Origin of the sequence: Vibrio sp. Of14-4, assembly GCF_022347625.1 — a bacterium.
Classification (GTDB): Bacteria; Pseudomonadota; Gammaproteobacteria; order Enterobacterales; family Vibrionaceae; genus Vibrio; species Vibrio pristinus.
In genome coordinates, this window is record NZ_JAKRGI010000007.1 from 82878 (window position 1) to 107882 (window position 25005).

Genomic DNA, 25005 nt, shown 5'->3' on the forward strand with positions numbered 1-25005 from the left:
TCAATGGTTAAGTTTTTAGATTTGCAAGCTCAATATGATTCTTTGAAAAAAGAAATTGATAATGCAATTAGTAATGTCGTGGCGGACGCTGCCTTCGTTGGTGGTAAATATGTAGATTTATTCGAGAAAGAGTTTGCAGAGTATCAATCTGCAAAATACTGTGTAGGCGTCGGCAATGGTACAGACGCGTTGGAGATTGCTATTGAGGCACTGGCTTTTCCTTGTGGCAGTGAAATTATTGTCCCAGCTAATAGTTTTATCGCATCATCAGAAGCAGTCACTAGATCTGGTCATAAGGTAGTATTTTGCGATTGTGACGATGAAAACTATACAATATGCTTGACCAGTCTGGAATCTAAAATCACCCCTAAAACTAAGGCCGTCATGGCCGTGCATTTATATGGCCACCCATGTGATATGGATGGTTTACTAGACTTGGCTGAAAAACATGATTTGAGAGTTATCGAAGATTGTGCACAGGCTCATGGAGCAAAGTATAAAGGCAGAGATGTTGGCTCAATAGGTGATGTGGGTACGTTTAGTTTTTATCCGGGAAAAAACCTAGGGGCATATGGTGATGGTGGTGCTATTACGACCAACGATAAAGAGTTAGCTAATAAGTGTAGGATGATTGCAAATCATGGACGTATAAAAAAGTATGAACATGATTTTGAAGGACGTAACTCTCGATTGGATGGAATTCAGGCTGCTATTCTATCAGTCAAGCTTAAACATTTAAATGATTGGACAAATAAAAGGATTGAAGTTGCAAACTATTATTTGGAAAGCTTAAAAGATATAGATGGAATATTCCTACCCAAGCGAGAGATATGGGCTATGCAAGTTTATCATCTATTTGTAATAAGAGCTGGGAACAGAGAATCTTTAAATAAACATTTGATAGAAGATGGTATTCAAACAGGCATACATTATCCGATATCATTGCCTAAATTATCAGCATATAAGTATCTAAATCAATTTGATGAATCATTTAATGCTAATAAAAATGATAAATTTATTCTAAGTCTTCCTATTGGTGAACATTTAACTCTCGAAGAAATTGAAAAAGTGGCTAATTCCATTAAGAGTTTTTACAATAGGAAAAAAAATGATTTACTTTGAGATTCGGAAAAAATTAATATTAGACCCTAAAATATGGTTGGTCACAGGATGCGCGGGTTTTATTGGTTCCAATCTTGTTGAAGAACTTTTGAAGTTAAACCAAAAAGTCATTGGACTTGATAATTTTTCTACTGGTTATCAGCACAACCTTGAGCAAATAAAAAGAACTGTTTCTCTTGAACAATGGAGGAAGTTTGAGTTTATTGAGGGCGACATTACAGATTATGAGGTTTGTGCTCAGGTCACTAGGGGGGTTGATGTCGTCCTGCATCAAGCTGCCTTGGGATCTGTTCCTCGCTCATTAGAACGTCCAGTGGATTCAAATGCTGCCAATGTTAGCGGTTTTTTAAATATGTTAACTGCAGCGAAGGATAATGACGTCGGTAGGTTTGTGTTTGCTTCTAGTTCCTCTGTTTATGGTGATAGTCAAGAGCTGCCTAAGTTAGAGAAGAACATTGGTCGTTTACTGTCTCCATATGCAGTGACTAAGTACGTTAATGAACTTTATATGGATGTTTTCTACAAATCGTATCGTTTTGAGTCCATTGGTCTAAGGTATTTTAACGTATTTGGAAAAAGACAGTCTGCGCTTGGTGCATATGCTGCTGTTATGCCCAAATGGATAGCATCAATGATAAAAAACCAGCCTGTCTTTATTTATGGTGATGGAGAAACAAGTCGTGATTTTACCTATATAGACAATGTAGTTCAGGCTAATATCTTGGCAGGCACTACGAAGAACCCTAAAGCCATGTCACAATCTTTTAATATTGCAGCTGGTGGAAGAGAGACGCTAAATAACTTATATTCTTCGATCAGAAGCCATCTGAATACTTCTCAGTCTGAACTGATATATAAAGATTTTAGGCAAGGTGATATTCGGCATTCCAATGCTAATATTGATAAGGCCAAAGAACTATTGGGATATATGCCTACTCATAACTTGGAACAAGGGTTAATAGAGTCTATTGACTGGTATGTAGGCAACCTTTCTGAGACATATTATGAAAAGCAATAGAATATGTATAATCGGGCTAGGCTATGTCGGCTTACCATTAGCCCATGCATTTAGTTTTAAGTACGATGTTATTGGTTACGATATCGATAAGAATAGAATTGAACAACTTCGAAATGGTATTGACTGCACACTCGAGTTAGAGTCCGTACAAGTTAATGAAGCGATATCAAATAATATTGTTTTTACTCATGTTTTGGATGAAATAAGTAGCTGTGATATATATATTGTCACAGTACCTACGCCAATTGACAAAAACAATCAGCCATATCTAGAGCCTCTGATAAATGCGAGTAGAGATGTTGGTAAAGTTTTAAATAAAGGTAATATTGTAATATACGAATCAACAGTCTATCCAGGTGCAACTGAAGAGGATTGTGTACCTATTATAGAAAAATATAGTGGATTAAAATTTAACACTGATTTCTTTTGTGGCTATTCTCCTGAAAGAATTAATCCAGGTGATAAAGAGCACACAGTTACAAAAATATTAAAAATAACCTCTGGTAGTACGCCTGAGATTGGAGTCTATATAGATGAACTATATAGAAGTATTATAACTGCAGGTACTCATTTAGCACCATCTATTAAAGTCGCAGAAGCAGCTAAAGTTATTGAAAACTCCCAGAGAGATATTAATATAGCTTTTGTAAATGAGTTGGCAATTATATTCAATAGGTTAGGTATAGACACCAGAGATGTTCTAAAAGCTGCAGGGACGAAGTGGAACTTTTTACCATTTAAACCTGGATTAGTTGGTGGGCATTGTATTGGTGTCGATCCCTATTACCTTACTCATAAAGCTCAGCAGGTAGGATATAATCCTGAAATCATTTTGTCTGGGCGAAAACTGAATGACAATATGGGTGTTTATGTAGCAAATCAAGTGATTAAACTGATGATAAAGCATGGTTATCAAATAGATAAGTCAAATGTTTTAATTCTAGGTATGACTTTTAAAGAAAACTGCCCTGATATTAGAAACTCTAAGGTAATCGATATCATTAAAGAGCTAGAAGAGTTTGGTTGTAATGTTGACGTTTCGGACCCTTGGGCAGATAAAGATGAAGTAAAAAGAGAATATAATATTAATTTGGTAGATGAAATAAAAAATGTCAAATATCAGGCTGTAGTAATGGCAGTAGCTCATGATGAGTATAGGGATTTTAAACCACTAAATGATGGTCAAATTACTTATGATATTAAGTCTTTTCTAGAGAGTAGCGATGGTAGATTATAAGATTTAGGAATGCTGTTTAAATATAAATATCTAAAGATTAACATTGGCTTTATTATAAATTCATAGGAACTATTAATAATGTTTTCATCTGATAAAAAGGTAGCTTTAATTACAGGAATTACAGGACAGGATGGATCTTACCTCGCGGAGTTTCTTTTAAAAAAAGGATATATAGTTCACGGAATAAAGCGTCGTAGCTCACTATTCAATACTGATAGAATTGATCATTTATATCAAAATCCACATGTGGAAAACCGAGACTTCATACTTCACTATGGTGATATGACCGATTCAATGAATATAACCCGTATTATTCAAGAGACTCAGCCAGATGAAATATATAATTTAGCAGCAATGTCTCATGTTGCAGTATCATTCAATACGCCAGAATATGTTGCTAATGCTGATGGTACTGGAACTTTGAGAATTTTAGAGGCAATCCGCCTACTTGGATTACAACATAAGACTAAAATATATCAGGCTTCGACGTCAGAGCTGTATGGAAAAGTTCAAGAAACGCCACAAACAGAAGCTACACCATTTTACCCTAGAAGCCCTTACGCAGTTGCTAAAATGTATGCATATTGGATCACGGTGAACTATCGGGAAGCATATGATATTTTTGCTTGTAACGGCATTTTGTTTAACCATGAAAGTCCTGTGCGGGGAGAGACTTTCGTGACAAGAAAGATTACGAGAGCTGCAGCTAAAATTGTACTGGGATTACAAGACAAACTGTACCTTGGTAACCTCGATGCTAAAAGGGATTGGGGGCACGCTAAAGATTATGTGCGAATGATGTGGATGATTCTTCAACACGATAATGCTGAGGATTGGGTTATTGCAACTGGCCAGACGACCACGGTAAGAGATTTTGTTAAGCTTGCCTTCGCATATGTAGGGGTAGACTTACGCTTTGAGGGCTCGGGAGTTAATGAACGTGGCCTAATTGCGTCTATTGATGACAGCAAAGCAGAACAGTGTGATATGGACTTAGGTACTCTTGCTATTGGACAGGAGGTAGTGTGCGTTGACCCTCGATATTTTAGGCCTACAGAGGTGGATTTGCTATTGGGTGATCCAACCAAGGCTGAGAAAAAATTGGGTTGGAATCGAGAGTACGATTTAAAAGATCTCGTTGAAGATATGATGAGTAGCGATCTTAAATTGATGTTAAAGGACCAATACCTGAAAGAAGGTGGCTATAAAACGATGAACTACTTCGAATAGGTTCGCGCATGAGAAAGGATAGTAAGATCTTCATAGCTGGACATAAAGGCTTAGTTGGCAGTGCCATTTTAAAAAGACTAGAAATTTGTGGCTACAAAAATATTATAACTCGAAATCGAGATAAATTGAATTTACTGGATCAGAATGCAGTAGAAGAGTTTTTTAAAGAAGTTCGGCCTGAATATGTAGTGTTGGCTGCGGCAAAAGTTGGCGGAATTATCGCAAACAACACTTATAGGGCCGATTTTATTTATGAAAACCTACAAATACAAAATAATATAATTCATCAAAGTTACGTATATGGTGTTGAGAAGCTACTTTTTCTAGGTAGTACATGCATCTATCCAAAGAATGCCCCACAGCCGATGAAGGAAGATTGCCTGTTGTCATCGCCGCTGGAGTATACCAATGAACCGTATGCAATAGCTAAAATTGCAGGGCTCAAGATGTGTGAAAGTTATAACTTACAGCATGGTACAAACTTTATTTCTGTTATGCCGACCAACCTCTATGGGCCAAACGATAATTTTGATCTTCATACTTCTCATGTTCTTCCCGCTTTAGTCAGGAAAATACATCTCTCTAAGCTTTTAAAAAATCGCGACTATGACTCGGTGATACATGATTTAAAGGTTGATAGTAGAGAAGAAGCACTTAAATGCTTATCTCAAATGGGCATCACACAAGAAAAAGTAACGATATGGGGCTCTGGTAATCCCAGAAGAGAGTTCATTCATTCAAGCGACATGGCTGAAGCTTGCATCTTTTTATTGGAAAATATCGACTTTTCAGACATCTTAGCGCTTGGGAATCATGATTGCTATCAAGAGGCTTCTCACCATCCACATATCAATATCGGTAGTGGGGTCGATATATCAATTGGTAACTTGGCTGAATTAATAAAACAGATCGTAGGTTATGATGGTGAGTTAGTGTTTGACTTAAGTAAACCTGATGGGACATATAGAAAATTAACAGACCCGACTCGCCTTAATAAATTAGGTTGGAAACCAACTATTGGGTTAGAGGAAGGCATACAGCAAGTATATAGTTGGTACTGTTCACAAAACTATACAACTTAAACTTTAATCGAGAGCCTTAAGCACTACACTCATTATACAGTCAGTTTATAGGTAACTACTTAATGAAATTTAATAAAGAGATTTTTATCGGTGATAAAGTTATATCCACTTCTTCTGCTACATTTGTTATTGCTGAAGCAGGTGTAAATCATGGTGGTGATTTGGCTGTAGCTAAAAAGCTTATCGATTTAGCTAGTGAATCAGGCGCGGATGCTGTCAAGTTTCAAACATTTAGTGCTGATGACTTGATTTTAGATAATGTCGAGAAAGCTCCTTATCAAAAGAAAACAACCGCTGTATCAGAAAGCCAAATGGATATGCTCCGTAAACTCGAAGTAACAAAGGAACAGAATGTTGAGTTAAAGAGTTATAGTCAAGAAAAAGGAATTATTTTCTTAACTACCCCTTTCGATGAAAATAGTCTCGAGCAAATAGATTCATTAGACTTACTAGCTTATAAAGTCGCCTCAACGGATACTACTAACCTTCCTTTCCTAAAGAAAATTGCAAAAAAAGGAAAGCCAATTTTTCTCTCTACTGGGATGACTTATCTATCGGAAATTGAATTAGCTTTAAGAACCATTTATAAATTTAATCAGAATGTTGTATTGCTACAATGTACTGCTAATTACCCGATAAGAGATGAAGAGGCGAATCTTAAGGTTATAGATACATTCAAAGAAAATTTTGATGTATTAGTTGGGTATAGCGACCATTCAGTGGGAGTAGGTGCGGCGCCATTTGCCATTCCGATGGGTGCTAAGGTTGTTGAGAAACATTTTACTCTTGATAAATCACTTGAGGGCCCAGACCATGAAGCATCTTTGTCTCCCGAAGAGTTGAAAGACTTTGTATCCTTAGTAAGGAGGGTTGATTCATATATGGGGACCGCAGTAAAGACTCCAAATCTCTCAGAAACTAGAACACGTGCATCTTTACAAAAGTGTTTAGTTGCGGCTTGTGATATTAAACAAGGTGACCTGTTCACTGAAGAAAATATTGTTGCTAAGAGAACAGGTGGTATTGGAATCTCTCCTATTTATAGTATTGATATTCTTGGCCAGATTGCTACAAGAGATTTCAATACAAATGATATTATAGAAATCATATGAAAATAATTTACTGTGGATTTGGTAGAGCTGGACTTGAATGTTTATATCAGCTATTAAATATTGTTAACATAAAAATAGAGGATATTGTCGTGTTCACTCACGACAGTCCTGAAAATAATACATTCATAGAGCATGTTAATAATATGAATATTACTTTTCATTATACTAGCATTAATGAACATGATGATTTTCTGAGAGGGTTTAATCCTGATTTTTTAATATCTGTCTACTATAGGTACATTATAAAGCCAAGAGTTTTGGAAATTGTTGGTTATAAAGCTATGAACCTTCATCCTTCTTTATTACCTGCTTATAGAGGGACCAAGTCTAGCGTGTGGGCAATTTTAAATAATGAAAAGAAAACAGGTATATCATTTCATTATATAAATGAAAAAATAGATGATGGAAATATTATTCTCCAAGATGAAATTGATATATCAAAACATGACACCGCATATAGTTTATATAATAAGTTGATATCTCTTTTTGTCTCAAATTTTAGAGTGGCTTTTAATAGGTTGATTGATAAATATAATGGAGAAGCTCAATGTGGGGAAGCCTCTTATTATAAGAGAGAGCTACCATATGGTGGAGTAAGGGAAGTAAGTAATTGTACTTTTTCCGAAGCTCAGCGGTTCGTTAGGGCCATGTACTTTCCACCTTTTAAAGGAGCTATTTTTACCGATAATGATGGTTTTACTATCGAGGCTAACAGTATCTATGATTTAGAGAAAATTAAACATAAGTTTAAGGTAGGGTAATGATTTATATATCTTCATCATGTGTAAAAAATGATAGTATCAAAAATTCAGTCAGTCAGTTAGCTAATGCTGGATTTAAGAACATTGAGTTATCAGGTGGAACTGAGCTTTATGATGGGTTTGAACTTGATTTACTAGAGTTAAGAGATAAGTATAAATTGAATTACTTATGTCATAACTACTTTCCTCCACCGAAAGAGCACTTCGTTCTAAACTTGGCTTCCTTGAGTGATGAGATATTTGATAAGTCAATTGAGCATCTGACTAAGTCGATACAATTATCTCAGAGGCTAGGAGCAAAAAAATTTGGTTTTCATGCTGGATTTTTTATCGACATAAAAGTTAAAGAAATTGGTAAGAAAATATCTAAAGATAAGCTATTTGACAAAGAACAATCGATAATGCGCTTTAAGCAAGGTTACAAAAGACTACTGGAGTATTCTGACGGAGTTGATTTATATATAGAAAATAATGTTTTTTCATCTACTAATCATATTACATATAAAGGTGAAAACATATTTATGCTTACAGAGTCAAAAGAGTTTAATGTTTTAAACTCTGAGATGAAATTTAACCTATTGCTTGATGTCGCTCATTTAAAAGTCAGCGCCAAAACTCTTGGTTTAAACTTCGAAGAGGAATTTTCTTTATTATTTCCTAAAAGCTCATATATCCATTTAAGTGATAATGATGGCTTTCATGATTTAAACTTGGCTATTAAGAAAGACTCGGACTTATCGTGTCTTTTGAAGAAATTTGATACAAAAAATAAAGATTTTACATTAGAAGTTTATGAAAGCATTGATAAAATAAAAGAAACCTATGACTTAATACAAGGAGTTGTAGAATGATTAAGAAACTAGTGTGTAATTTGAACTATAGCTTGATCGAGGTGATGAAGGTTATTAATGAAAATGCAATGAATATAGCATTTGTTGTTGATGAAGACCTTATCATGCATGGAGTTGTGACAGATGGCGATATTCGCAGGGCTCTTCTAAATGACACTGGGTTGCAAGAACCTGTTCGAAAAATACTTTCTCCAAGCTTTTCATATGGTTATACGACTGATAGTCATGAGAAATTGTTAAGTAAGGTTAATGAAGCCATAAGAGTGATTCCGATTGTTGATGAAGATTTTCATCTTGTGGACTTTTTCGAGTGTAAACGAGGTTCACAGTTTCCTGTGGCAATACCCAATTTAAGTGGTAACGAGTTTAAGTATCTCACCGATGCATTTATGAGTAGCTGGATCTCAAGTAGTGGTGAGTATATTGCAAGATTTGAGGGAAAATTTTCAGGGTATTCAGATTGTGAGTTCGGTGTTGCTGTTTCAAACGGAACAGCCGCTATCCATTTAGCATTGCTAGCGCTTGATATTGGAGAAGACGATGAAGTTATTGTCCCCGATTTAACGTTTGCTGCAAGCATTAATGCTGTTCTACATGCTAATGCTACTCCAGTCATTGTGGATGTGGAAGAGGAGAGTTGGTGTATTGACCCAATTAAGATTGCAGAAGCAATCACTCCTAAAACCAAAGCAATAATTCCAGTGCATTTATACGGCCAAGCTTGCGATATGGAAAGTATAATCACGTTAGCCAATCAGTATGACTTAAAAGTAATTGAAGATTGTGCTGAAGCTCATGGTGCTATGTATCAAGGCAAAAAAGTGGGTAGTTTTGGTGAAATAGGGTGTTTCTCTTTCTTTGGCAATAAGGTCATTACTACTGGTGAAGGTGGTATGTGTGTAACAAATGATGTTGTGCTTGATCAGAAAATGAGAGTTTTACGAGATCATGGTATGAGTAAAACGAAAAGATACTGGCACGAAGTAGTAGGCTATAACTACAGAATGACCAACTTGCAAGCAGCAATTGGCCTTGCACAGCTAGAGCGAATAGATGACATTCATAATAATAGAAACCTCTACGAACAAGCATATAGAAGTGTATTAGATAGTAAAAGTTTTACATTTCAAAATGATATTAATGGCAGAACCAAAATTACTTGGCTAGTAAGCGTTTTACTAAAAGATAATATCAGTAGAAATGCTTTTATAAGTATATTAAAAGATAGGGGAATTGATGCTCGACCATTTTTTTATCCTTTAAGTGCTATGGATATATATAAAAAATATTGTAAATTTGAAACTCCGGTTGCTCATAAGATTTCAAAAATTGGGCTGAACTTACCTACATATGAAAGCTTGAAAGATGTTAATGAAATTAGAGGTATTATGGTCGATGTACAAAAATAAGTCTTTTTTGGCCATAATTCCTGCTAGAGGTGGAAGCAAAAGGTTACCTGGCAAAAATATAAAGGATTTAAAAGGGAAGCCCCTTATAGCTTGGACTATTGAATCCGCATTAAGCAGTATATATTTAGACGAAGTTATGGTTAGCACCGATGACTCTGAAATAGCTAAAGTTTCGACTCAGTTTGGTGCCGAGCTACCGTTTATACGTCCGGCAGAACTGGCTGATGATTTTTCCACTCGAACGGATGTTATTAAACATACAATTACTTTTTATCGCGAGAAGTTAGGCAAAAATTTTGATTATCTAGTTTACTTACAGCCTACATCCCCTCTTAGAACAAAGTGCCATATAGATGAAGCTATTGAATATCTATTTTGTAAGAGCGCTGATGCTGTAGTCTCCGTTTGTGAAGTGGAGCATCCGATTCAGTGGAGTGGAATCCTTCCTGAAGATAACCAAATGTCTAATTTTCTTGAGAAGGTATCTATAGCTTCTAGAAGTCAAGACTTAAAGACTGGTTATAGACTTAATGGTGCGATATATATCTGCGATGTTGAAAAGTTTCTAGAGCATAATTGTATTTTTATTAATGAGAATATATATGCATATAAAATGAGTCAAGAAAGTTCAGTTGATATTGACAGTAAACTAGACTTTAAATTCTCAGAGGTCTTAATTACAGAAAGAAATAATGAAAATTAAAGTGTTAATAGTGTCAGGTCAGCCTCAAAGATTTCTTGATGAACTTGATCTTGCGCGTAGTTTAGTAAAACATTCAAGCAGTATGTCTGTTTGTTTTTTTATTAGTGATAATGTCTATCATAAATACTATGACATCATAGAAAATATGGAGTTCAATGTTGTTAATAATTTAAATATTAAATGTAAAACTAGAAGAAAAAACATTAACCTAAATTTAAATATGAAAAAAATATTTTTTTCATTAGTACCGTTTGGATTAAAAAATAAGATAATAGATTTAATTAAATATATTAGATCATCAAAGTTTTACACCAAAAAACTTTTTTCACAAGAAGACGAAATCATAAGTAAATTATATGATTCCTACCTTTTTGCAAAAGATATAGTTTCAAAACATGATTTTAATGTAATGTTTGTCAATGGTGATAGGCACCTTGGTATTGAACCTGTATTTTTGAAAATATCTAAGGAACTAAATATTACATCTATTATTCCTTATTTAGTAGATTACTCTGATGAGGAGAGGATCTTCTTTAATAACCCAGAAACAAAATATGTCACTCCTGATCTGTTTATATCGAATTATGTTAAAAAATCGCAGAAAGAATTTATTCATACGTCTGCAAGAGGTTACTATTACTATCGTCACCCTGTGGCTAGCGCGTTGAAAAAATTTGGAGTGCTCACTTCTGACCCATTTGTAATGGGAAAGGGTAAAAGTGATATATTATGCTTAAATAATAATTATTATGCTGATCAGTATATTGAAAAAGGTGTAGACGAAAGAAAAATAAAGGTTGTAGGAGATATATCCTATGATACTTTATATCAAGCTTATATTAAAAAGAACGATATAGTTAGCATGGTCATTAGTAAATATCATCTAGACCGCAAGAAAAAAACTGTCATCATTGCCTTACCACAGCTCGGTGAACATCATATACTTCCCTGGGATAGGCACTGGGAGGAGGTTAGGTTCATACTCTCATCGGTAAGTAAACTAGAGGTAAATGTACTAGTTTCTTTGCACCCCAGAATGATCAGAAGTGACTATCAATTTATAGAGTTAGAGTTTGGGTGTCATATTCTCGAAGAACGACTGGCTAATGTTATTGTTGTTGCCGATTTGTTCGTTGCTACATACTCATCCACCGTAGTTTGGGCAGTTCTCTGTGGGATAAACTCCGCTGTCCTAGATTTTTATGATCTAGGCTACAACATGTATGATTTTTTAAATAGCATTATTAAGATAAAAGATAAACAATATCTAATAAAGGGTTTGAAATCTGGATTGATTGATCATAGAGATTTTTCTGAGGATTGGTTCAACCTTTCTAAGGAAGACGTTTTTGATGGTAATACGATAAGTCGCTATGTTAACTTAATTAGTGAGGTTTCATCAAAGTGAGTAGTAAGGTATTTAAGAACTCATATTACTATATGTTAGCTGCATTTTTGCCAACATTAGTAGGTTTCTTGATGTTACCAGTGTATACCCAATATTTAACACCTGAAGATTATGGTATTATCGCATTAGTAATGAGTTTACAAGGTTTTTTGCCATTGCTAATGACCTTACAAATACCCTCATCTTTAACTCGTTTTTATTTTGAATACCATAATGATATTAGATCTTTAAAGGTATTTATATCTACAATTCTATTTTTTTTGTTTTTTATATCAACAGTAGTCACGTTACTTTTGATATTATATTTGTCTGATATAGTATATTTTGTTTTTCCTAGTTTGATTGACCATGAGAAACTTTTCTTTATTGGCGTATTATCTTCTTATTTTGGGATATTTACTTCATTATTTTCTAGCCTTATAAGAGTTCAACAAAAAGCAAAGCTGATCATGAAAATATCTCTTGGTTTATTTTTGTTTTCTTTGCTAGTTAATATTATGGAGGTTATAGTACTAAAAAGAGGAGCTTATGGAGTGATTGAAGGTACATTTATATCGTCAATAGTAACATTTCTTACATATTATATCGTCACTCGTAAATTTATTATATTGAGTTTTAACTACAAACTACTTATAGAGCCACTGAAATTTTCGATTCCACTTATACCCTACAGTATTTCCGGGTTGATTTTTTTATACTCAGATCGAATCATTATGGAGAAGTATGTTTCCATTAGTATTGTTGGACTATATATGTTTTCTGATAAGATATCTAGTATATTTAAGATGATGGCCAATGAGTTTAATAGTGCATTTTTGCCATACTTTAATAGTGTAAGTAAGAAGTCTAAGGATCAAGCTATCATCGAAACTAGAAATATTGCTTTAGTTTTTTTGTATATTATTTCTATGTTTATAACTATTCTATCCTTATTTTCTTATGAGATGGTTTTTCTATTGTTTAATGATGACTATTTGGAAGCATGGCAATATATACCATTTCTTAGTTTTGCTTATATTTTTCGTGCTCTATATAATTTCTCTAGTTGTGCTTTATTTTACGATAAAAAAACTGGTAGGATTGCATTTGTAAATATATTTTCAGGAATTGTAAATATCTCATTGAATCTTTGGTTAATCCCAATTTATGGAATTAACGCCGCTGTCTTAAGCACTTTAATATCTTTCATTTTTAATTATATTATCTCTGAATTTATTTCTTATAATTCCTATGGGGTTATACTTTTTCATAAGCAGTTGTTCATGGTTATTACTTATTCTTTTTCCACTCTGATATTATCATATTGGATAAATTCAAACTTTATAAATATAACTATAATTGATTACGTTTATAAACTGATATTGGTGTTTTTGGGATTATTTATTGGTTATAAAATGAATATAATGAAATTATCTATTTTCAAATATAAGGCTTAATTTGATGAAGGAAACCTATATTATTGCTGAATTAGGCAATACCCACGAAGGCAGTTTAGGACTTGCTAAATGTTTCATAAAGGCAGCTGCACAGACTGGTGTTGATGCTGTAAAAATGCAAACTCATATATTTGAAGCAGAAAGCTTACCTGATGCCCCCAACCCACCCTACTTTAAGGATGAGTCTAGAAAAGAGTACTTTGAACGCACGGCGTTTTCTCTTGAAGATTGGCGTGAACTCAAGCGATATAGTCAAGAGGAACTTCATATAGACTTCTTTAGTTCACCTTTTTCTCTAGAAGCTGTTGAGCTGTTGGAAGCCGTAGGAGTTAGCACATACAAAATAGCTTCCGGTGAGGTCAATAATTTGCCATTGCTAGAAAGAGTAGCGAGAACGGGTAAGCGTGTTCTCTTATCTAGTGGAATGAGTAGTTGGCTAGAGCTCGACCAAGCTGTTGAAACGCTCAAAGAGAATGGGTGTAATGATCTGGTTGTTCTCCAATGCACATCTGAATATCCATGCCCACCAGAATCGGCTGGCTTGAATATTTTAGAGGAACTCAAGAATAGATATGATGATATAGAGGTTGGCTATAGTGACCATACACTAGGTGTGGCTGTACCCCTAGCAGCTGTCATTAAGGGCGCCACTGTAGTAGAGAAACATTTTACTTTATCAAAAAAAATGTATGGCAGTGATGCGATGAATTCTACAGAGCCTGATGAATTTAAGCGTTTAGTGCAGGAAATTCGTCAAGTGGATATCGCTCTGAACTGTGACGTAAACAAAGATCAAAAGGTTGCATCATTAGGTGGTATGAAGATAACCTTTGAAAAGTCTATCGTTGCTGAAAAAGATTTGGATCCTTCGCACAAGTTAAGTATTGAAGACTTGGCTTTTAAGAAGCCGGGGGATGGTATACCGGCGAAAGAATATAAGAGCCTTCTTGGTAAAAAGCTAAAGTGTAAAGTCCATAAGAACCATAAATTTAATTGGGATGATGTCTGTTAAATGTATATGGTCTAAAACTAATTTTAATTTTGAGGTTAAGGTTTACCATGCGGAAAATATGTGTTTTTGTAGGTGGCAGAGCTAACTATAGCAGTATCAAATCAGTTATGAGCGCTATAGATTGCCATCCTAGGCTCAAATTGCAAATAGTTCTGGGTGCATCCGCGGTTTTGGAGCGTTTTGGTAGGGTGGAAGCTCTGATCCGAAGAGACGGATTTGAACCTGATTATGTTTTTCACAACATCGTAGAAGGTGAAAACCCAGCTACTATGGCTAAATCTACAGGATTAGGCCTTATGGACGCGGCAATGGTATTCGATAACCTACAACCCGATATGTTAGTGGTGGTCGGTGATAGATATGAGATGATGTCGGTTACTTTAGCTGCAGCCTATATGAACATAAGAGTTGTTCATACTATGGGGGGGGAAGTCACTGGAACAATTGATGAATCAATTCGACACGCGATTACAAAATTCGCACATATTCATTTTCCTGCTAATGAGGACTCCAGAGAAAGAATCATAAAAATGGGGGAAGATGAAAAGTATGTATTTAACGTCGGTTGCCCCAGGATGGACTTAGTTGCCGAAGAGCTAACGAATGATAGTTATTCTGCACTAAAGGATTTGTTTGTGAATTACGGTGGAGTCGGTGAAGTTCTCGACTTGAGTATGCCTTTTTTAGTGGTTTCACAACATGCTGTTACTACTGAGTTTGGAAATAATAGGCAACAAATTGAACAAACGCTTAAAGCGTTGGAAGAACTCCACCTGCCTACAATAATGTTGTGGCCGAATTCTGATGCTGGAAGCGATGATATTAGTAAAGGAATAAGAACTTATCGTGAGAAGCACAATCCATCTTGGTTGCACTTATTTAAGAATTTGCCTACAAAAATGTACATACATTTAATGAACACAACTTCATGTTTAGTTGGAAACAGTAGTTCTGGTATTCGTGAGTGTGCTTTTATCGGAACTCCTGTTGTTAATATTGGCACTCGTCAAAACAAACGTTTACATGCTAATAATGTTTTACAGGTCGACTATGACTATAGAAAAATAAAAGATGCTATAATTAGCCAGCTTGAACATGGAAGGTACGAGCGTAGTAATATATATGGAGATGGTACTGCTGGTAAAAAAATTGCTAATATTTTAGCTGATTGTTCACCACCTGTACAAAAGACGATTACATACTAATATGGATATACTTGGTATCATCCCTGCGCGTGGTGGAAGCAAAGGGATCCCGAAAAAAAATATAAAGCTCCTAAAAGGTAAGCCTCTAATATTTTACACAATAGAGGCGGCGAAAAATTCTAATCTCAGCCGTGTCGTTGTGTCTACTGACTGCAATGAAATAGCGGAAGTTTCTGCTAATTATGGTGTGGAAGTAATAAAACGTCCAGCGGAGCTTGCTAAAGATGAAACACCAACTTTACCAGTTTTACAGCATGCAGTCAATAAAATGGCAGATAACTTTGATGCAGTAATGACTTTGCAGCCAACTTCTCCCCTTAGAGACCAAGCAGATATTAACGAAGCAATAGCGACTTATTCTGCAGATATTGAAGTAGATTCTTTAGTTAGTGTAGTGGAAGTGCCCCATATTTACATGCCTGAAAAATTGATGGAATTAGATGGAAATTACCTAAAGATAAACGAGAAAATAAAAAGAAGACAAGAGGTATCAACTAAATACGCAAGAAATGGTGCGGCTATTTATATAACTCGTAAAGAAAGATTGAATGACTATATTTTGGGCGGGAAGATCCTTCCATATTTTATGACCAAGCTAAATAGTTTTGATATTGATGATTACGAAGATTGGGAAATTATTGAAAGGCTTATAAGATGAAAAAGCTACATATTGGTGCCGGTAGTGACATTAAACCAGGATGGATAAATCATGATGTCGCTGCTTTGGAGGGTATAGACATTGTTCATGATCTCGGCAATTATCCTTGGCCTTGGCAAGATAGTAGTATTGATGAAATATTCATGAAAGATGTATTAGAGCATTTGCCAGATACAATCAAGGTAATGGAGGAACTACATAGGATTTGTAAACCAGGAGCAAAGATTTACATTGCTGTTCCATTCTGGAACAGTTATGAAGCTATTACGGATCCTACCCATACAAGTCAGTTTAATGAGTTTACATTTGATTTTTTTGATCCAAGTAAAGATCGTTGTAAAAATCGACCTTATTATACATCAGCTAGATTTAAGATAAAAAAGATTGGATTTGGCGTGAGTTTTCTTAGACCTTATTTACAAATTAGGCTATTAAGTCGATACTTTGTCATTTATAACCCTATAGGAAAATGGGTTCTAGGATTTATGGCATCATTATTAAACAACATAATAACTGGCTTGGAAATACATCTTGAAAAATGAAAGTCTATTAATACCTATTTTTATGGGTATGAGCTATAGAAATATTATTACATCCGGTGTTATCGATGAGGTAGAAGATAATTATGATGTGACATATATTACTCTTAAAGATTCCCAAATAGATTATATTCTAAGAAATAAAAATAAAAAGGTTGTTTCATTTAAAATAGGAATTTTTCAAAAAATATTAAGGAAGATATTCTTACCTCTGGAGAAATTACAGCTATACTCATTCTATCAAAAGCATAAAACTAAAACACTTGATAAATATATAAAGAGGGATCGTCAACTATTTCTATTTGTTTTATATTTTAATCTCTCTAAAATACTGGGTAAGTTCTATGGGAAGTATGATTTTTTCTCTTCACACTATCCCTTATTTTTACCTAGAAAAATAAGAAGTCTAATCGCTTTGTCAAACTATATACTTGTACTTAGTTCTGACGATCCTATTGATAAGGCCATTCTGAAAACAGCGTACAATAAATCAACCTATTCTACATTACTAATACATAGTTGGGACAATTTGCCTGCACGTGGTTTTTTTTCTGCTAGTCCGAATCGAGTTCTTGTTTGGAACGAGGTAATGAAACAGCAGGCTGTTGAGCTACATGGTATATCGAGCGACTCAATCAGTATTATAGGTGTCCCTCAATTTTTCGGGTACAAGAAATTTGCCGATATGGTAGATAGAAAGTTTTTCTATGAGACATATGGTTTAGAGAAAGGTTATAAGGTCATCACATACACTTGTTCCGCCAGTAGAGTTTTTCCAGATGAACCTCTGTTTATTGAATATCTTATTGATATTATGAGAAACGAAGATGTATATATTATTATTCGTCTACATCCTACTGAAAGAATATCACAATATATTAGTTTTTTCTCTGGAATAGAAAAAGTAATAATTGACGAACCCAGTGGAAATTTTGCCGCAAAAGTAAATGATAAAATTTCTGATAGTAAAGAAGATATTTATAAATTCATTTCGTTAATGAAATATTCAGATGTTGTTATTAATTTGGCATCAACAATATCTCTTGATGCTATAATATTCGATTCTCCCGTAATATGTATAGCATTTAATATAGATAGCTCTATATCCAAATCCTCATGGAATAATGCAAATGAATGGTATAAAAGTACACATTATGATTTCATAGTAAAATCTGGCGCAATTTCTATTGTGACTGATAAGAAGCAACTATATGAATGCATTAGTAGACATATAGAGAACCCAGATTTTGGTCACAAGCAACGATGTGATTTGAGTCGTTTTTTCTGTAACTATGAATTTAATGTCAAACACAAGTTGGTTAACTCACTCCATGACTAGAATACTTATATCAGGTTATACAGGTCTAGGTAATTTTATCCTAAAGACCCCCGTAATTAAGGCGTTAAAGGTATACTTTCCAAATTCTGATATTGATATAATCGCAGGTAATGGGTATGGAACAGAGTTTGTACTGGATAACTCTAATCTCGTGAACAAAATTTATCTGCTAAAGGAGAGTAGCTCTATCATAGAAAAGTTAAAATTTTTCTACAAGATAAGAAAAAATAGCTATGACGTTTTATTATTACCTTTTGATTCAAACAAGAGATTTTTATTTTTTGGCTCTTATTTATCGGGTATAAAGCAAAGGTTGATTCATGTAAATGTACAAAGCTTAAAAAAAATATTTTTCTTTTCTATGATGCCAAATAATTTACTAGTTCCATTGTTGCCAGGAAGGCATGAAATTGATTTAAACTTTGATCTATTAGAGGCATTGGTCGACGGCCCAATTATTCGTAATAAAACGACATTCATTAGTATAGAAAATGATATTACTTTGTTAGATAGATTTAAATTAACCCCACATGATTATGTGGTGCTTCAAATTGGTGCGGCAAATGGCTCTGTTAGTGCAAAAAAATGGCCAGCATCCAACTTCGTTAGCCTTATAGAAAAACTTTCGTTTCGTTTCCCGCAACTTAAGATAGTAACAGTTGGAGATACAGGTGATTACGAAAACGATATAAAACCTATCCTAGAGCTAGGGTTACCTATAGTTAACACAGCTGGTCATACCTCGATTGGAGAGGTGGCGAGTTTGTTAAGCTACTCAAGGTTAGTAATTGCACATGACAGCGGCATAATGCACATGGCCAACGCATTAAGTTGCACTTTAATTGCTCTTTATGGACCAACAGACTTCACAAGAACTAGACCTCTAGGAACAAACTCTACTGTACTGTACTCAAAAACTGAATGTTTTTGTAAAATGTATAACTTTAAAGGTAACGAACAAGAGCTTCAAAAGTTATATCCAGGTTGCATGGATGGTATCACTGTAGATGGAGTCTTCGAAGAGGTAAAAAGGATTTTGCATGGTGAATAATAAACAGCGCTATAGGGAGTTTTGCGAATCTAAAAATGATATACCTATATTTAGTCAGCACTGGTGGCTTGATATAGTATGTGAAAACGGGTATTGGGACGTTGCTTTATTCGAAGTCGGAGGAAAGATAGTCGCCAGTATGCCCTATTATCTAAAGAAGAGATGGCCTTTTGAAATTATAACTATGCCAAGGCTCACACATACTTTGGGCCCTTACATTAGGTATCCTAGTAAGCAAAAAAGCTTTAAGCGTCTATCTTTTGAAAAAAGTGTGTATCGTAATTTGATATCTCAAATACCCAAAAATGATTACTTTCAGCAAAATTTCACCACGACAGTAAAGAATATCTTACCTTTTTTCTGGTCCGGTTATAATTCAACCATCACTTATACTTATATTGTAAATGCTACTTCTTCCGAAGAATTAGAGAATATGTTGGACCCTGACATTAAAAGGCGAAGAAAAAAAGCGCTGGCAAAAGGTGTTGTAGTTAGTGAAAGTTGTGACGTAGAACAATTCTATGAGTTGAATAGAGAAACTTACACTAGGCATAATAAAAAAATTCCCTATAGTTTAGAATTGGTTAAACGGCTTTATAATGCTTGTAGTGAAAGAGCTTCAGTCAAGTTACTTATTGCTAATTATAATGATAGATTTGTTGCTGGAGGTTTCTTTGTATTTGACTCAAATAAAGTTTATTATTTGATGGGTGGCGTTGATACTGAGTGTAAAGGTATTGGAGGTATGGATTTAATTTTGCTTGAAGCCATCAGTTTTGCAATTAAAACTGGAAGAAAATTTGATTTTGAAGGTACAATGGTAGAATCAATTGAAAGTTATTTCAGAGGGTTTGCTACTATACAGACGCCTATGTTTCAAGTAAGAAAAATTCAGTCTTTTGCTTTGAGATTAAGAGATTTTGTTAAGAATGATTAACATTTATATCGGTAGTGATATAAACTTAAACTCTGCTGTTTATACATTTGAAGAGCTCTTTAGATATATAGATATTAACTTTAGAATTGTTAATAGCACAGATGATGCTCACATTATATATGATATTTCAATCAGTAAAACTCAATCCAAAAAAATAATCATAGAGGCCAATTTTAGTTTTTGGAAAAATTATTTAAAAGAAGAATCCATGCCTCGTTCACCTTTGGGAAAGGACGAGTCTAATAATACATATGCAATTTCAAATGATATAATTGCAAGTGCATTTTTTTTACTATCTGGTTATGAAGAATATATTAATACTAGAAGAGATAGATTTGATCGTTTTCTTTATCAATATTCTCTTTATAAAGATGATAATTTGTATAATAATCCTCTTGTAGATACTTATAGGGATAGTATCGTATTGCTATTAAATGATAATGGAATTAAATGTAGCAAGGTTAATATTTGGAGTGATAAAGCGGGAATATTTTTAACTCATGACGTTGATGGTATTTATAAATATAGATATATTATTCCTTCAATAATTAAATCTATTCTTAAACCAAGTAAATTTAACATAATAGAGCTTGTTCAAAGTAAGAGTGACATTGAAAAAGATCCCTATTACCATGGATTCTATAAAATTATTCAAACTTCTTTGAATCTAGGTTTTAAATCAACATTCTTTTTTATAACCAATCCTACATGTAAATTAGATAATTTTTATCATATCCATGATAAAAATATTGTTAATGCTATCAATTTAATACTTAACTATGACTTTGAAGTTGGAATACATGGTTCTCTCAAATCATATGATAACGATAAACAATTTCTGTTTGAGAAGTCTCTGCTAGGTAAGAATGTGCTAGGGGGAAGGCAACATTACCTAAAGTATACTTGTTCTAGAACATCTAAAATTCATGGTGAACACCTTTGTTATGATTCTACTCTTGGGTTTCCTGACATGATAGGCTTTAGAAGAGGGACTTGTATGCCATTCAAAGTTTTTGATCTAGAAAATAATACAACCATCGATATTTTTGAATTTCCACTATTAGTAATGGATCAGACACTTAAGGGTTATATGAATTTAAATACTAGCGTGGCTTATCAAATGGTTTTTGAAATACTCCAAAAAGTTGAGAAATATCACGGGTTATTTACATTCCTTTGGCATCCTGGTAACTGTAGTGATGAGTGGGATGAATGGTTCAATGATGTCTATATACCTATTTTGAAATCAGCTAAGTCAATGGGTTTTCAAAGTGTTACAGGTGCTGATTTACTATCTAAAATCATCAATGAATCGATATAGCTTGTTATTATGAATATACAGAATAAAATAATACAAGAAGTACTTCATACTGCTGTTATATCTAGTAGTATTCTAATATATTTTTCATCTAGAGTAGACCCTAATTTTTTCAAGTTAGTATTTATATTCTTCTTTTCTATAGTCTTGATCTTTAAAGTAAGAGATGGTTTTAACTTTTCTTCTGGCTTCGTTTTTTTTAATTTTTTCGTATTGTTTAATGTTATATTTATTTCAGATCAATATTTAAGCAATATTAAGACGTTAGCATATTTTTCTATTATTTATTGCTCATATTACTATTATTTCGAAAAACAAGATTTAGTCGCAATCATTAACTGTTACTTCAACATTGCCTACTTCGTGTCTCTTGTTGGTATTGCTCAGGAATTGTTATTTCTGATTGATAGCGAATTTTTATTTTATTTGTCGAAAGGCAAAAACCCAGATTTTTGGCATTTTCAAGATCTAAAGATTCTCAGAATCGCATCACTATTAGATGAGCCTTCCAGACTTGGCATGTATATACTTCCGGCTATTCTTTTAGGGTTCGCTAAACATTACTTTAGAGGAATGTTATATAAGGCAAATTTTTTTAAACTTATTATAATTTTTGCTGCTTTTATCCTGACTTTTTCTGCACATGCATTTCTTTCTTTAATTATTTCTATTCTTATAGTTATTACGTTTTCTAATAAAGTAAGTAAACTTAAAAAGTATGTAGCTTTTACTATATTTATGTCAGTTTTTCCATTTATTCTCTCTCAAGATGCAGTGTCTGAAAAGTTGATAAATTCAGGGTTATTCTTTAATGAACTTGATTTAAGTAGTAGTACTATTGCAACCAGCTCTTTATTTTACATTGGAGCTAAAAGTATAGCTGAAACAATCTATGATTTTAATGTATTTGGCGTAGGAATGGGAAATTACAGTGACATTGCCGAGAGTCATTGGTTAAAAATAGGTATGATTGTTGATGATGATGGAAGTACAATAGGATTCGCTCGTATCATGGTAGAGTTTGGATTAATAGGTATTGGATTATTTTTTTATTTTCTTTGGTATTGCATTATTAAATCTAGTATAAATCATGATACGTCAAGCTATATTAAGACAATTGTTGTTATAAATCATATATCAGCTTTGTTTATATTCACTAATTTATTTAGAATGGGGTTTTATATTAACCCTCCCACAATATTATTCTTAGCATTATTGTCAGCATCGATATTGCAGTATCATAAATTGATAAAAATATAAAAATATGAAAATATTACACGTAATTAGTTATTATCAGGAAGGAATGGGTTATCAAGAGAATTGGTTGCCCTACTTTCAAAAAAAACTTGGTCATGAAGTACTAGTTGTTACGTCTGACCGGTATTTTCCATTTCCAGATTATGATAAAAATGTAGGTAAAATATTGGGAATCAGGTTGAAGGAGCCAGGCCTTTATTACTGTAAAGGAGTTAAAATATTGAGATTGAAATCCATATTTGAAATTGAATCTAAAGCATCTGTGGTTTTTAATTCTAAAAAAGTAATTATCGATTTTTCTCCAGATATAGTTCATTTACATGGAATTACGAACCTGAATTTTTTTCAGTTCATACTATATTCATTACACAAAAAATATAAATTATTTATCGACTCTCATTCAGACTATCAAGTATCAAACTATCAGAGTTTGACAAATAAAGTTTATTATAAAATTTGGAGTTTTTTTTATAGATTATCTAAAAATCGAATAGCTTGTTTTTTGCCAACAACAAGTGAAGCTAAAGAGTTTCTTAGAAACGAATTTTCTATCATAGATAGAGATGCTAAGATCAACCATTTAGGAGTTAATACTGATAGGTTTTATTTCGATGAATCAGCTAGTAGAAGAGTAAGAGAGCAGTTCAACTTAAATCAAGGTATTGTGTTTGTCAATGCTGGAAAACAGAATGAGTCAAAGAAAATAGTATTCATTTTAAAAGTTATTAAAGAGCTTATTATTAAATTTTCTCATGATGATATATTTATCATTCTTATCGGTGATGCAGATGATGATTATAATAAATTGTTGTCAAATGAATCATCCGATATATCAGAGCACGTGATTAGGGTCCCTTTTCAAAAAAATGAAAAATTGAGAGACTTTTATTCTGCAGCTGATATTGGTATTTGGCCAGGGGTACCATCAAATACCATTCAGGAAGCTATGGCTTGTGAAGTCGCAATGATTCTTCCTAACAATAAAACTATCGATCATCTTATTGATGAAAACGGAATTATAATGCCTGAGTTATGCTTTGAAACTGTGGCAGAACATATTCATAAGATTATTAAAAGCAACTGCCTAGAAAAATACAAAAAAAAATCTCGTGAAATAGCTCTAAACTACTCTTGGGAAAATATTGCGAAAAAATCGGTAAGTATATATGAAGAAAAGTAAGGATATTTTATTTGTTGGTCCTATTTCTCCTCCAGTGACAGGGCAGTCAATAGCATTTTCTACTCTTTTACATGAATTAAAAATTAGTAACAAAGATATTATTAATACTAATATTGATACTAGATATAGTATTTTTAAGGCAATGATATACATTTTAAATATTTTTAAAATAATTTTTTTTCTATTGTCAAGAAATTATGATGTTGTGTACTTTACTTGCAGTCGATCATTTATGGGCAGTATTAAAGATGTTATTCTTATTAATGTTTGCTCTCTCTTAGGTGTAAAGTTAATTAACCATTTACATGGTTCAGACTTTTATGATTTTGTTAGATCATCTTCATTTTTTTATCGAAAGATACTGATCAAATCTTATCATAAGGTTCACACTTCAATTGTGTTACTTGACGTTATGGTAGAGCAATTCCGAGATTTTCCTAGTATGAATATAGAGGTGGTTACTAATTTCTATGATAGCGAAATAGATGATAAATTTAATAAAAATAATCAAGATAGATTTGAAAATATTAGATTAATATATCTGTCAAATATTATTGCTACAAAAGGTATATTCGAGTTGATGGAAGCGTTTAATATTATTTGTCAAAAGTTCGATAATGTAGATCTTTTCATTGCTGGAGAATTTATGTCAGATGAAAAAATGAGTGCTGATGAAGTTGAGAAAAAGTTTGACATATTGTTGGAATCTAACGTTCGTATTAAATACCTGAGAGGAGTCTATGGCGAAGATAAAATTGAACTGTTACTCAACTCTGACATATTTGTTTTGCCCAGTTACTATAAGTCGGAGGCATTCCCGATCTCTATTATTGAGGCAATGGCTACAAAAAATGCTATCGTAACTTCAAATTATCGTTATCTACCGTATATTGTTAATTCAAGTAACGGAGCTTTGGTCATCCCCGGTTCTTCTCAAAAGCTTGCGGAAGCGCTTGAAGAGTTAATTGTGGACCGTGATAAATTAGAATCGATACAAGTTTTTAATCGATACCACGCTCGGAATCATTATAGTTTACACAACTATATAAACAAATTGTCAAAAATCATTTTAAGCTAGCAGCTAGCTTGTTTTAGCATAGGATTTACTGTGCCGGATATACTTGGTAGCAATGTATCATG

At 33.5% G+C, this 25005-nt stretch carries 23 protein-coding genes; all 23 read left to right on the forward strand.

Going from position 1 to position 25005, the window contains the following annotated elements; all coding sequences use genetic code 11:
* Positions 1–3 precede the first annotated feature (3 nt).
* The 23 genes from MHN79_RS09085 (at position 4) to MHN79_RS09195 (ending at position 24943) form a co-directional block, all read left to right on the forward strand.
* Positions 4–1122: a DegT/DnrJ/EryC1/StrS family aminotransferase gene (locus tag MHN79_RS09085; RefSeq protein WP_239172623.1), complete on the forward strand. Its 1119-nt coding sequence runs from the start codon at positions 4–6 to the stop codon at positions 1120–1122.
* Positions 1109–2140 carry an NAD-dependent epimerase/dehydratase family protein gene (locus MHN79_RS09090; protein ID WP_239172624.1) on the forward strand — a complete coding sequence of 344 codons (1032 nt, stop codon included), beginning with the start codon at positions 1109–1111 and terminating at the stop codon, positions 2138–2140. The genes MHN79_RS09085 and MHN79_RS09090 overlap by 14 nt, the downstream gene beginning before the upstream one ends.
* Positions 2127–3377, forward strand: coding sequence for a nucleotide sugar dehydrogenase (locus MHN79_RS09095; RefSeq protein WP_239172625.1), 1251 nt, complete (start codon positions 2127–2129; stop codon positions 3375–3377). The genes MHN79_RS09090 and MHN79_RS09095 overlap by 14 nt, the downstream gene beginning before the upstream one ends.
* 78 nt (positions 3378–3455) lie before the next feature.
* A complete protein-coding gene (gene gmd, locus MHN79_RS09100) occupies positions 3456–4607 on the forward strand; it encodes a GDP-mannose 4,6-dehydratase (RefSeq protein WP_239172626.1) in 1152 nt (383 codons plus the stop codon).
* An 8-nt stretch (positions 4608–4615) separates the two neighbouring features.
* Complete coding sequence (locus MHN79_RS09105; protein ID WP_239172627.1) at positions 4616–5689, forward strand: GDP-L-fucose synthase; 1074 nt, start codon at positions 4616–4618, stop codon at positions 5687–5689.
* A gap of 62 nt (positions 5690–5751) precedes the next feature.
* Positions 5752–6801, forward strand: a complete 1050-nt coding sequence (locus MHN79_RS09110) for an N-acetylneuraminate synthase family protein (RefSeq protein WP_239172628.1) — start codon at positions 5752–5754, stop codon at positions 6799–6801.
* Positions 6798–7562: a formyltransferase family protein gene (locus MHN79_RS09115; protein ID WP_239172629.1), complete on the forward strand. Its 765-nt coding sequence runs from the start codon at positions 6798–6800 to the stop codon at positions 7560–7562. Before MHN79_RS09110 ends, MHN79_RS09115 begins: the two co-directional genes overlap by 4 nt.
* On the forward strand, positions 7562–8413 hold the full coding sequence (locus MHN79_RS09120; protein WP_239172630.1) for a TIM barrel protein: 852 nt from the start codon (positions 7562–7564) through the stop codon (positions 8411–8413). The genes MHN79_RS09115 and MHN79_RS09120 overlap by 1 nt, the downstream gene beginning before the upstream one ends.
* Positions 8410–9822: an aminotransferase class I/II-fold pyridoxal phosphate-dependent enzyme gene (locus MHN79_RS09125; RefSeq protein ID WP_239172631.1), complete on the forward strand. Its 1413-nt coding sequence runs from the start codon at positions 8410–8412 to the stop codon at positions 9820–9822. Before MHN79_RS09120 ends, MHN79_RS09125 begins: the two co-directional genes overlap by 4 nt.
* A complete protein-coding gene (locus MHN79_RS09130; RefSeq protein WP_239172632.1) occupies positions 9809–10525 on the forward strand; it encodes an acylneuraminate cytidylyltransferase family protein in 717 nt (238 codons plus the stop codon). Before MHN79_RS09125 ends, MHN79_RS09130 begins: the two co-directional genes overlap by 14 nt.
* Positions 10515–11933, forward strand: coding sequence for a hypothetical protein (locus MHN79_RS09135; protein ID WP_239172633.1), 1419 nt, complete (start codon positions 10515–10517; stop codon positions 11931–11933). The genes MHN79_RS09130 and MHN79_RS09135 overlap by 11 nt, the downstream gene beginning before the upstream one ends.
* The gene (locus MHN79_RS20980; protein ID WP_239172634.1) at positions 11930–13369 is read left to right on the forward strand and encodes an oligosaccharide flippase family protein; all 1440 of its coding nucleotides are present in this window, start codon (positions 11930–11932) and stop codon (positions 13367–13369) included. Before MHN79_RS09135 ends, MHN79_RS20980 begins: the two co-directional genes overlap by 4 nt.
* Before the next feature lie 4 nt (positions 13370–13373).
* Positions 13374–14381, forward strand: a complete 1008-nt coding sequence (locus tag MHN79_RS09145) for an N-acetylneuraminate synthase family protein (RefSeq protein ID WP_239172635.1) — start codon at positions 13374–13376, stop codon at positions 14379–14381.
* Between the two features lie 47 nt (positions 14382–14428).
* Positions 14429–15586, forward strand: coding sequence for a UDP-N-acetylglucosamine 2-epimerase (neuC, locus tag MHN79_RS09150; RefSeq protein WP_160931665.1), 1158 nt, complete (start codon positions 14429–14431; stop codon positions 15584–15586).
* Position 15587: 1 nt separating this feature from the next.
* A complete protein-coding gene (locus tag MHN79_RS09155; RefSeq protein WP_239172636.1) occupies positions 15588–16244 on the forward strand; it encodes an acylneuraminate cytidylyltransferase family protein in 657 nt (218 codons plus the stop codon).
* Positions 16241–16786 (forward strand): methyltransferase domain-containing protein, encoded by a 546-nt coding sequence (locus MHN79_RS09160; protein WP_239172637.1) that lies wholly within the window; start codon positions 16241–16243, stop codon positions 16784–16786. Before MHN79_RS09155 ends, MHN79_RS09160 begins: the two co-directional genes overlap by 4 nt.
* Positions 16776–18122, forward strand: a complete 1347-nt coding sequence (locus MHN79_RS09165; protein WP_239172638.1) for a hypothetical protein — start codon at positions 16776–16778, stop codon at positions 18120–18122. The genes MHN79_RS09160 and MHN79_RS09165 overlap by 11 nt, the downstream gene beginning before the upstream one ends.
* Positions 18115–19173, forward strand: coding sequence for a glycosyltransferase family 9 protein (locus MHN79_RS09170; RefSeq protein WP_239172639.1), 1059 nt, complete (start codon positions 18115–18117; stop codon positions 19171–19173). The genes MHN79_RS09165 and MHN79_RS09170 overlap by 8 nt, the downstream gene beginning before the upstream one ends.
* Complete coding sequence (locus MHN79_RS09175) at positions 19163–20110, forward strand: GNAT family N-acetyltransferase (RefSeq protein ID WP_160931655.1); 948 nt, start codon at positions 19163–19165, stop codon at positions 20108–20110. Before MHN79_RS09170 ends, MHN79_RS09175 begins: the two co-directional genes overlap by 11 nt.
* Positions 20103–21431 (forward strand): hypothetical protein, encoded by a 1329-nt coding sequence (locus MHN79_RS09180; protein WP_239172640.1) that lies wholly within the window; start codon positions 20103–20105, stop codon positions 21429–21431. The genes MHN79_RS09175 and MHN79_RS09180 overlap by 8 nt, the downstream gene beginning before the upstream one ends.
* A 360-nt stretch (positions 21432–21791) precedes the next feature.
* Positions 21792–22688 carry a hypothetical protein gene (locus MHN79_RS09185; RefSeq protein WP_239172641.1) on the forward strand — a complete coding sequence of 299 codons (897 nt, stop codon included), beginning with the start codon at positions 21792–21794 and terminating at the stop codon, positions 22686–22688.
* Between the two features lie 43 nt (positions 22689–22731).
* A complete protein-coding gene (locus tag MHN79_RS09190; protein ID WP_239172642.1) occupies positions 22732–23865 on the forward strand; it encodes a glycosyltransferase family 4 protein in 1134 nt (377 codons plus the stop codon).
* Entirely contained in the window at positions 23852–24943 is a 1092-nt protein-coding gene (locus MHN79_RS09195) for a glycosyltransferase family 4 protein (RefSeq protein WP_239172643.1), read from the forward strand. Before MHN79_RS09190 ends, MHN79_RS09195 begins: the two co-directional genes overlap by 14 nt.
* The last annotated feature ends 62 nt before the right edge of the window (positions 24944–25005 follow it).

Coding starts and splice junctions, on each gene's coding strand:
- MHN79_RS09115 (WP_239172629.1), top strand. CDS start 6,798: ATGAAAATAATTTACTGTGGATTTGGTAGAGCTGGACTTGAATGTTTA.
- MHN79_RS09135 (WP_239172633.1), top strand. CDS start 10,515: ATGAAAATTAAAGTGTTAATAGTGTCAGGTCAGCCTCAAAGATTTCTT.
- MHN79_RS09190 (WP_239172642.1), top strand. CDS start 22,732: ATGGGTTATCAAGAGAATTGGTTGCCCTACTTTCAAAAAAAACTTGGT.
- MHN79_RS09105 (WP_239172627.1), top strand. CDS start 4,616: ATGAGAAAGGATAGTAAGATCTTCATAGCTGGACATAAAGGCTTAGTT.
- MHN79_RS09180 (WP_239172640.1), top strand. CDS start 20,103: ATGATTAACATTTATATCGGTAGTGATATAAACTTAAACTCTGCTGTT.
- MHN79_RS09160 (WP_239172637.1), top strand. CDS start 16,241: ATGAAAAAGCTACATATTGGTGCCGGTAGTGACATTAAACCAGGATGG.
- MHN79_RS09170 (WP_239172639.1), top strand. CDS start 18,115: ATGACTAGAATACTTATATCAGGTTATACAGGTCTAGGTAATTTTATC.
- MHN79_RS09095 (WP_239172625.1), top strand. CDS start 2,127: ATGAAAAGCAATAGAATATGTATAATCGGGCTAGGCTATGTCGGCTTA.
- MHN79_RS09125 (WP_239172631.1), top strand. CDS start 8,410: ATGATTAAGAAACTAGTGTGTAATTTGAACTATAGCTTGATCGAGGTG.
- MHN79_RS09145 (WP_239172635.1), top strand. CDS start 13,374: ATGAAGGAAACCTATATTATTGCTGAATTAGGCAATACCCACGAAGGC.
- gmd (WP_239172626.1), top strand. CDS start 3,456: ATGTTTTCATCTGATAAAAAGGTAGCTTTAATTACAGGAATTACAGGA.
- MHN79_RS09175 (WP_160931655.1), top strand. CDS start 19,163: ATGGTGAATAATAAACAGCGCTATAGGGAGTTTTGCGAATCTAAAAAT.
- MHN79_RS09110 (WP_239172628.1), top strand. CDS start 5,752: ATGAAATTTAATAAAGAGATTTTTATCGGTGATAAAGTTATATCCACT.
- MHN79_RS09155 (WP_239172636.1), top strand. CDS start 15,588: ATGGATATACTTGGTATCATCCCTGCGCGTGGTGGAAGCAAAGGGATC.
- neuC (WP_160931665.1), top strand. CDS start 14,429: ATGCGGAAAATATGTGTTTTTGTAGGTGGCAGAGCTAACTATAGCAGT.
- MHN79_RS09090 (WP_239172624.1), top strand. CDS start 1,109: ATGATTTACTTTGAGATTCGGAAAAAATTAATATTAGACCCTAAAATA.
- MHN79_RS09195 (WP_239172643.1), top strand. CDS start 23,852: ATGAAGAAAAGTAAGGATATTTTATTTGTTGGTCCTATTTCTCCTCCA.
- MHN79_RS09120 (WP_239172630.1), top strand. CDS start 7,562: ATGATTTATATATCTTCATCATGTGTAAAAAATGATAGTATCAAAAAT.
- MHN79_RS09130 (WP_239172632.1), top strand. CDS start 9,809: ATGTACAAAAATAAGTCTTTTTTGGCCATAATTCCTGCTAGAGGTGGA.
- MHN79_RS09085 (WP_239172623.1), top strand. CDS start 4: ATGGTTAAGTTTTTAGATTTGCAAGCTCAATATGATTCTTTGAAAAAA.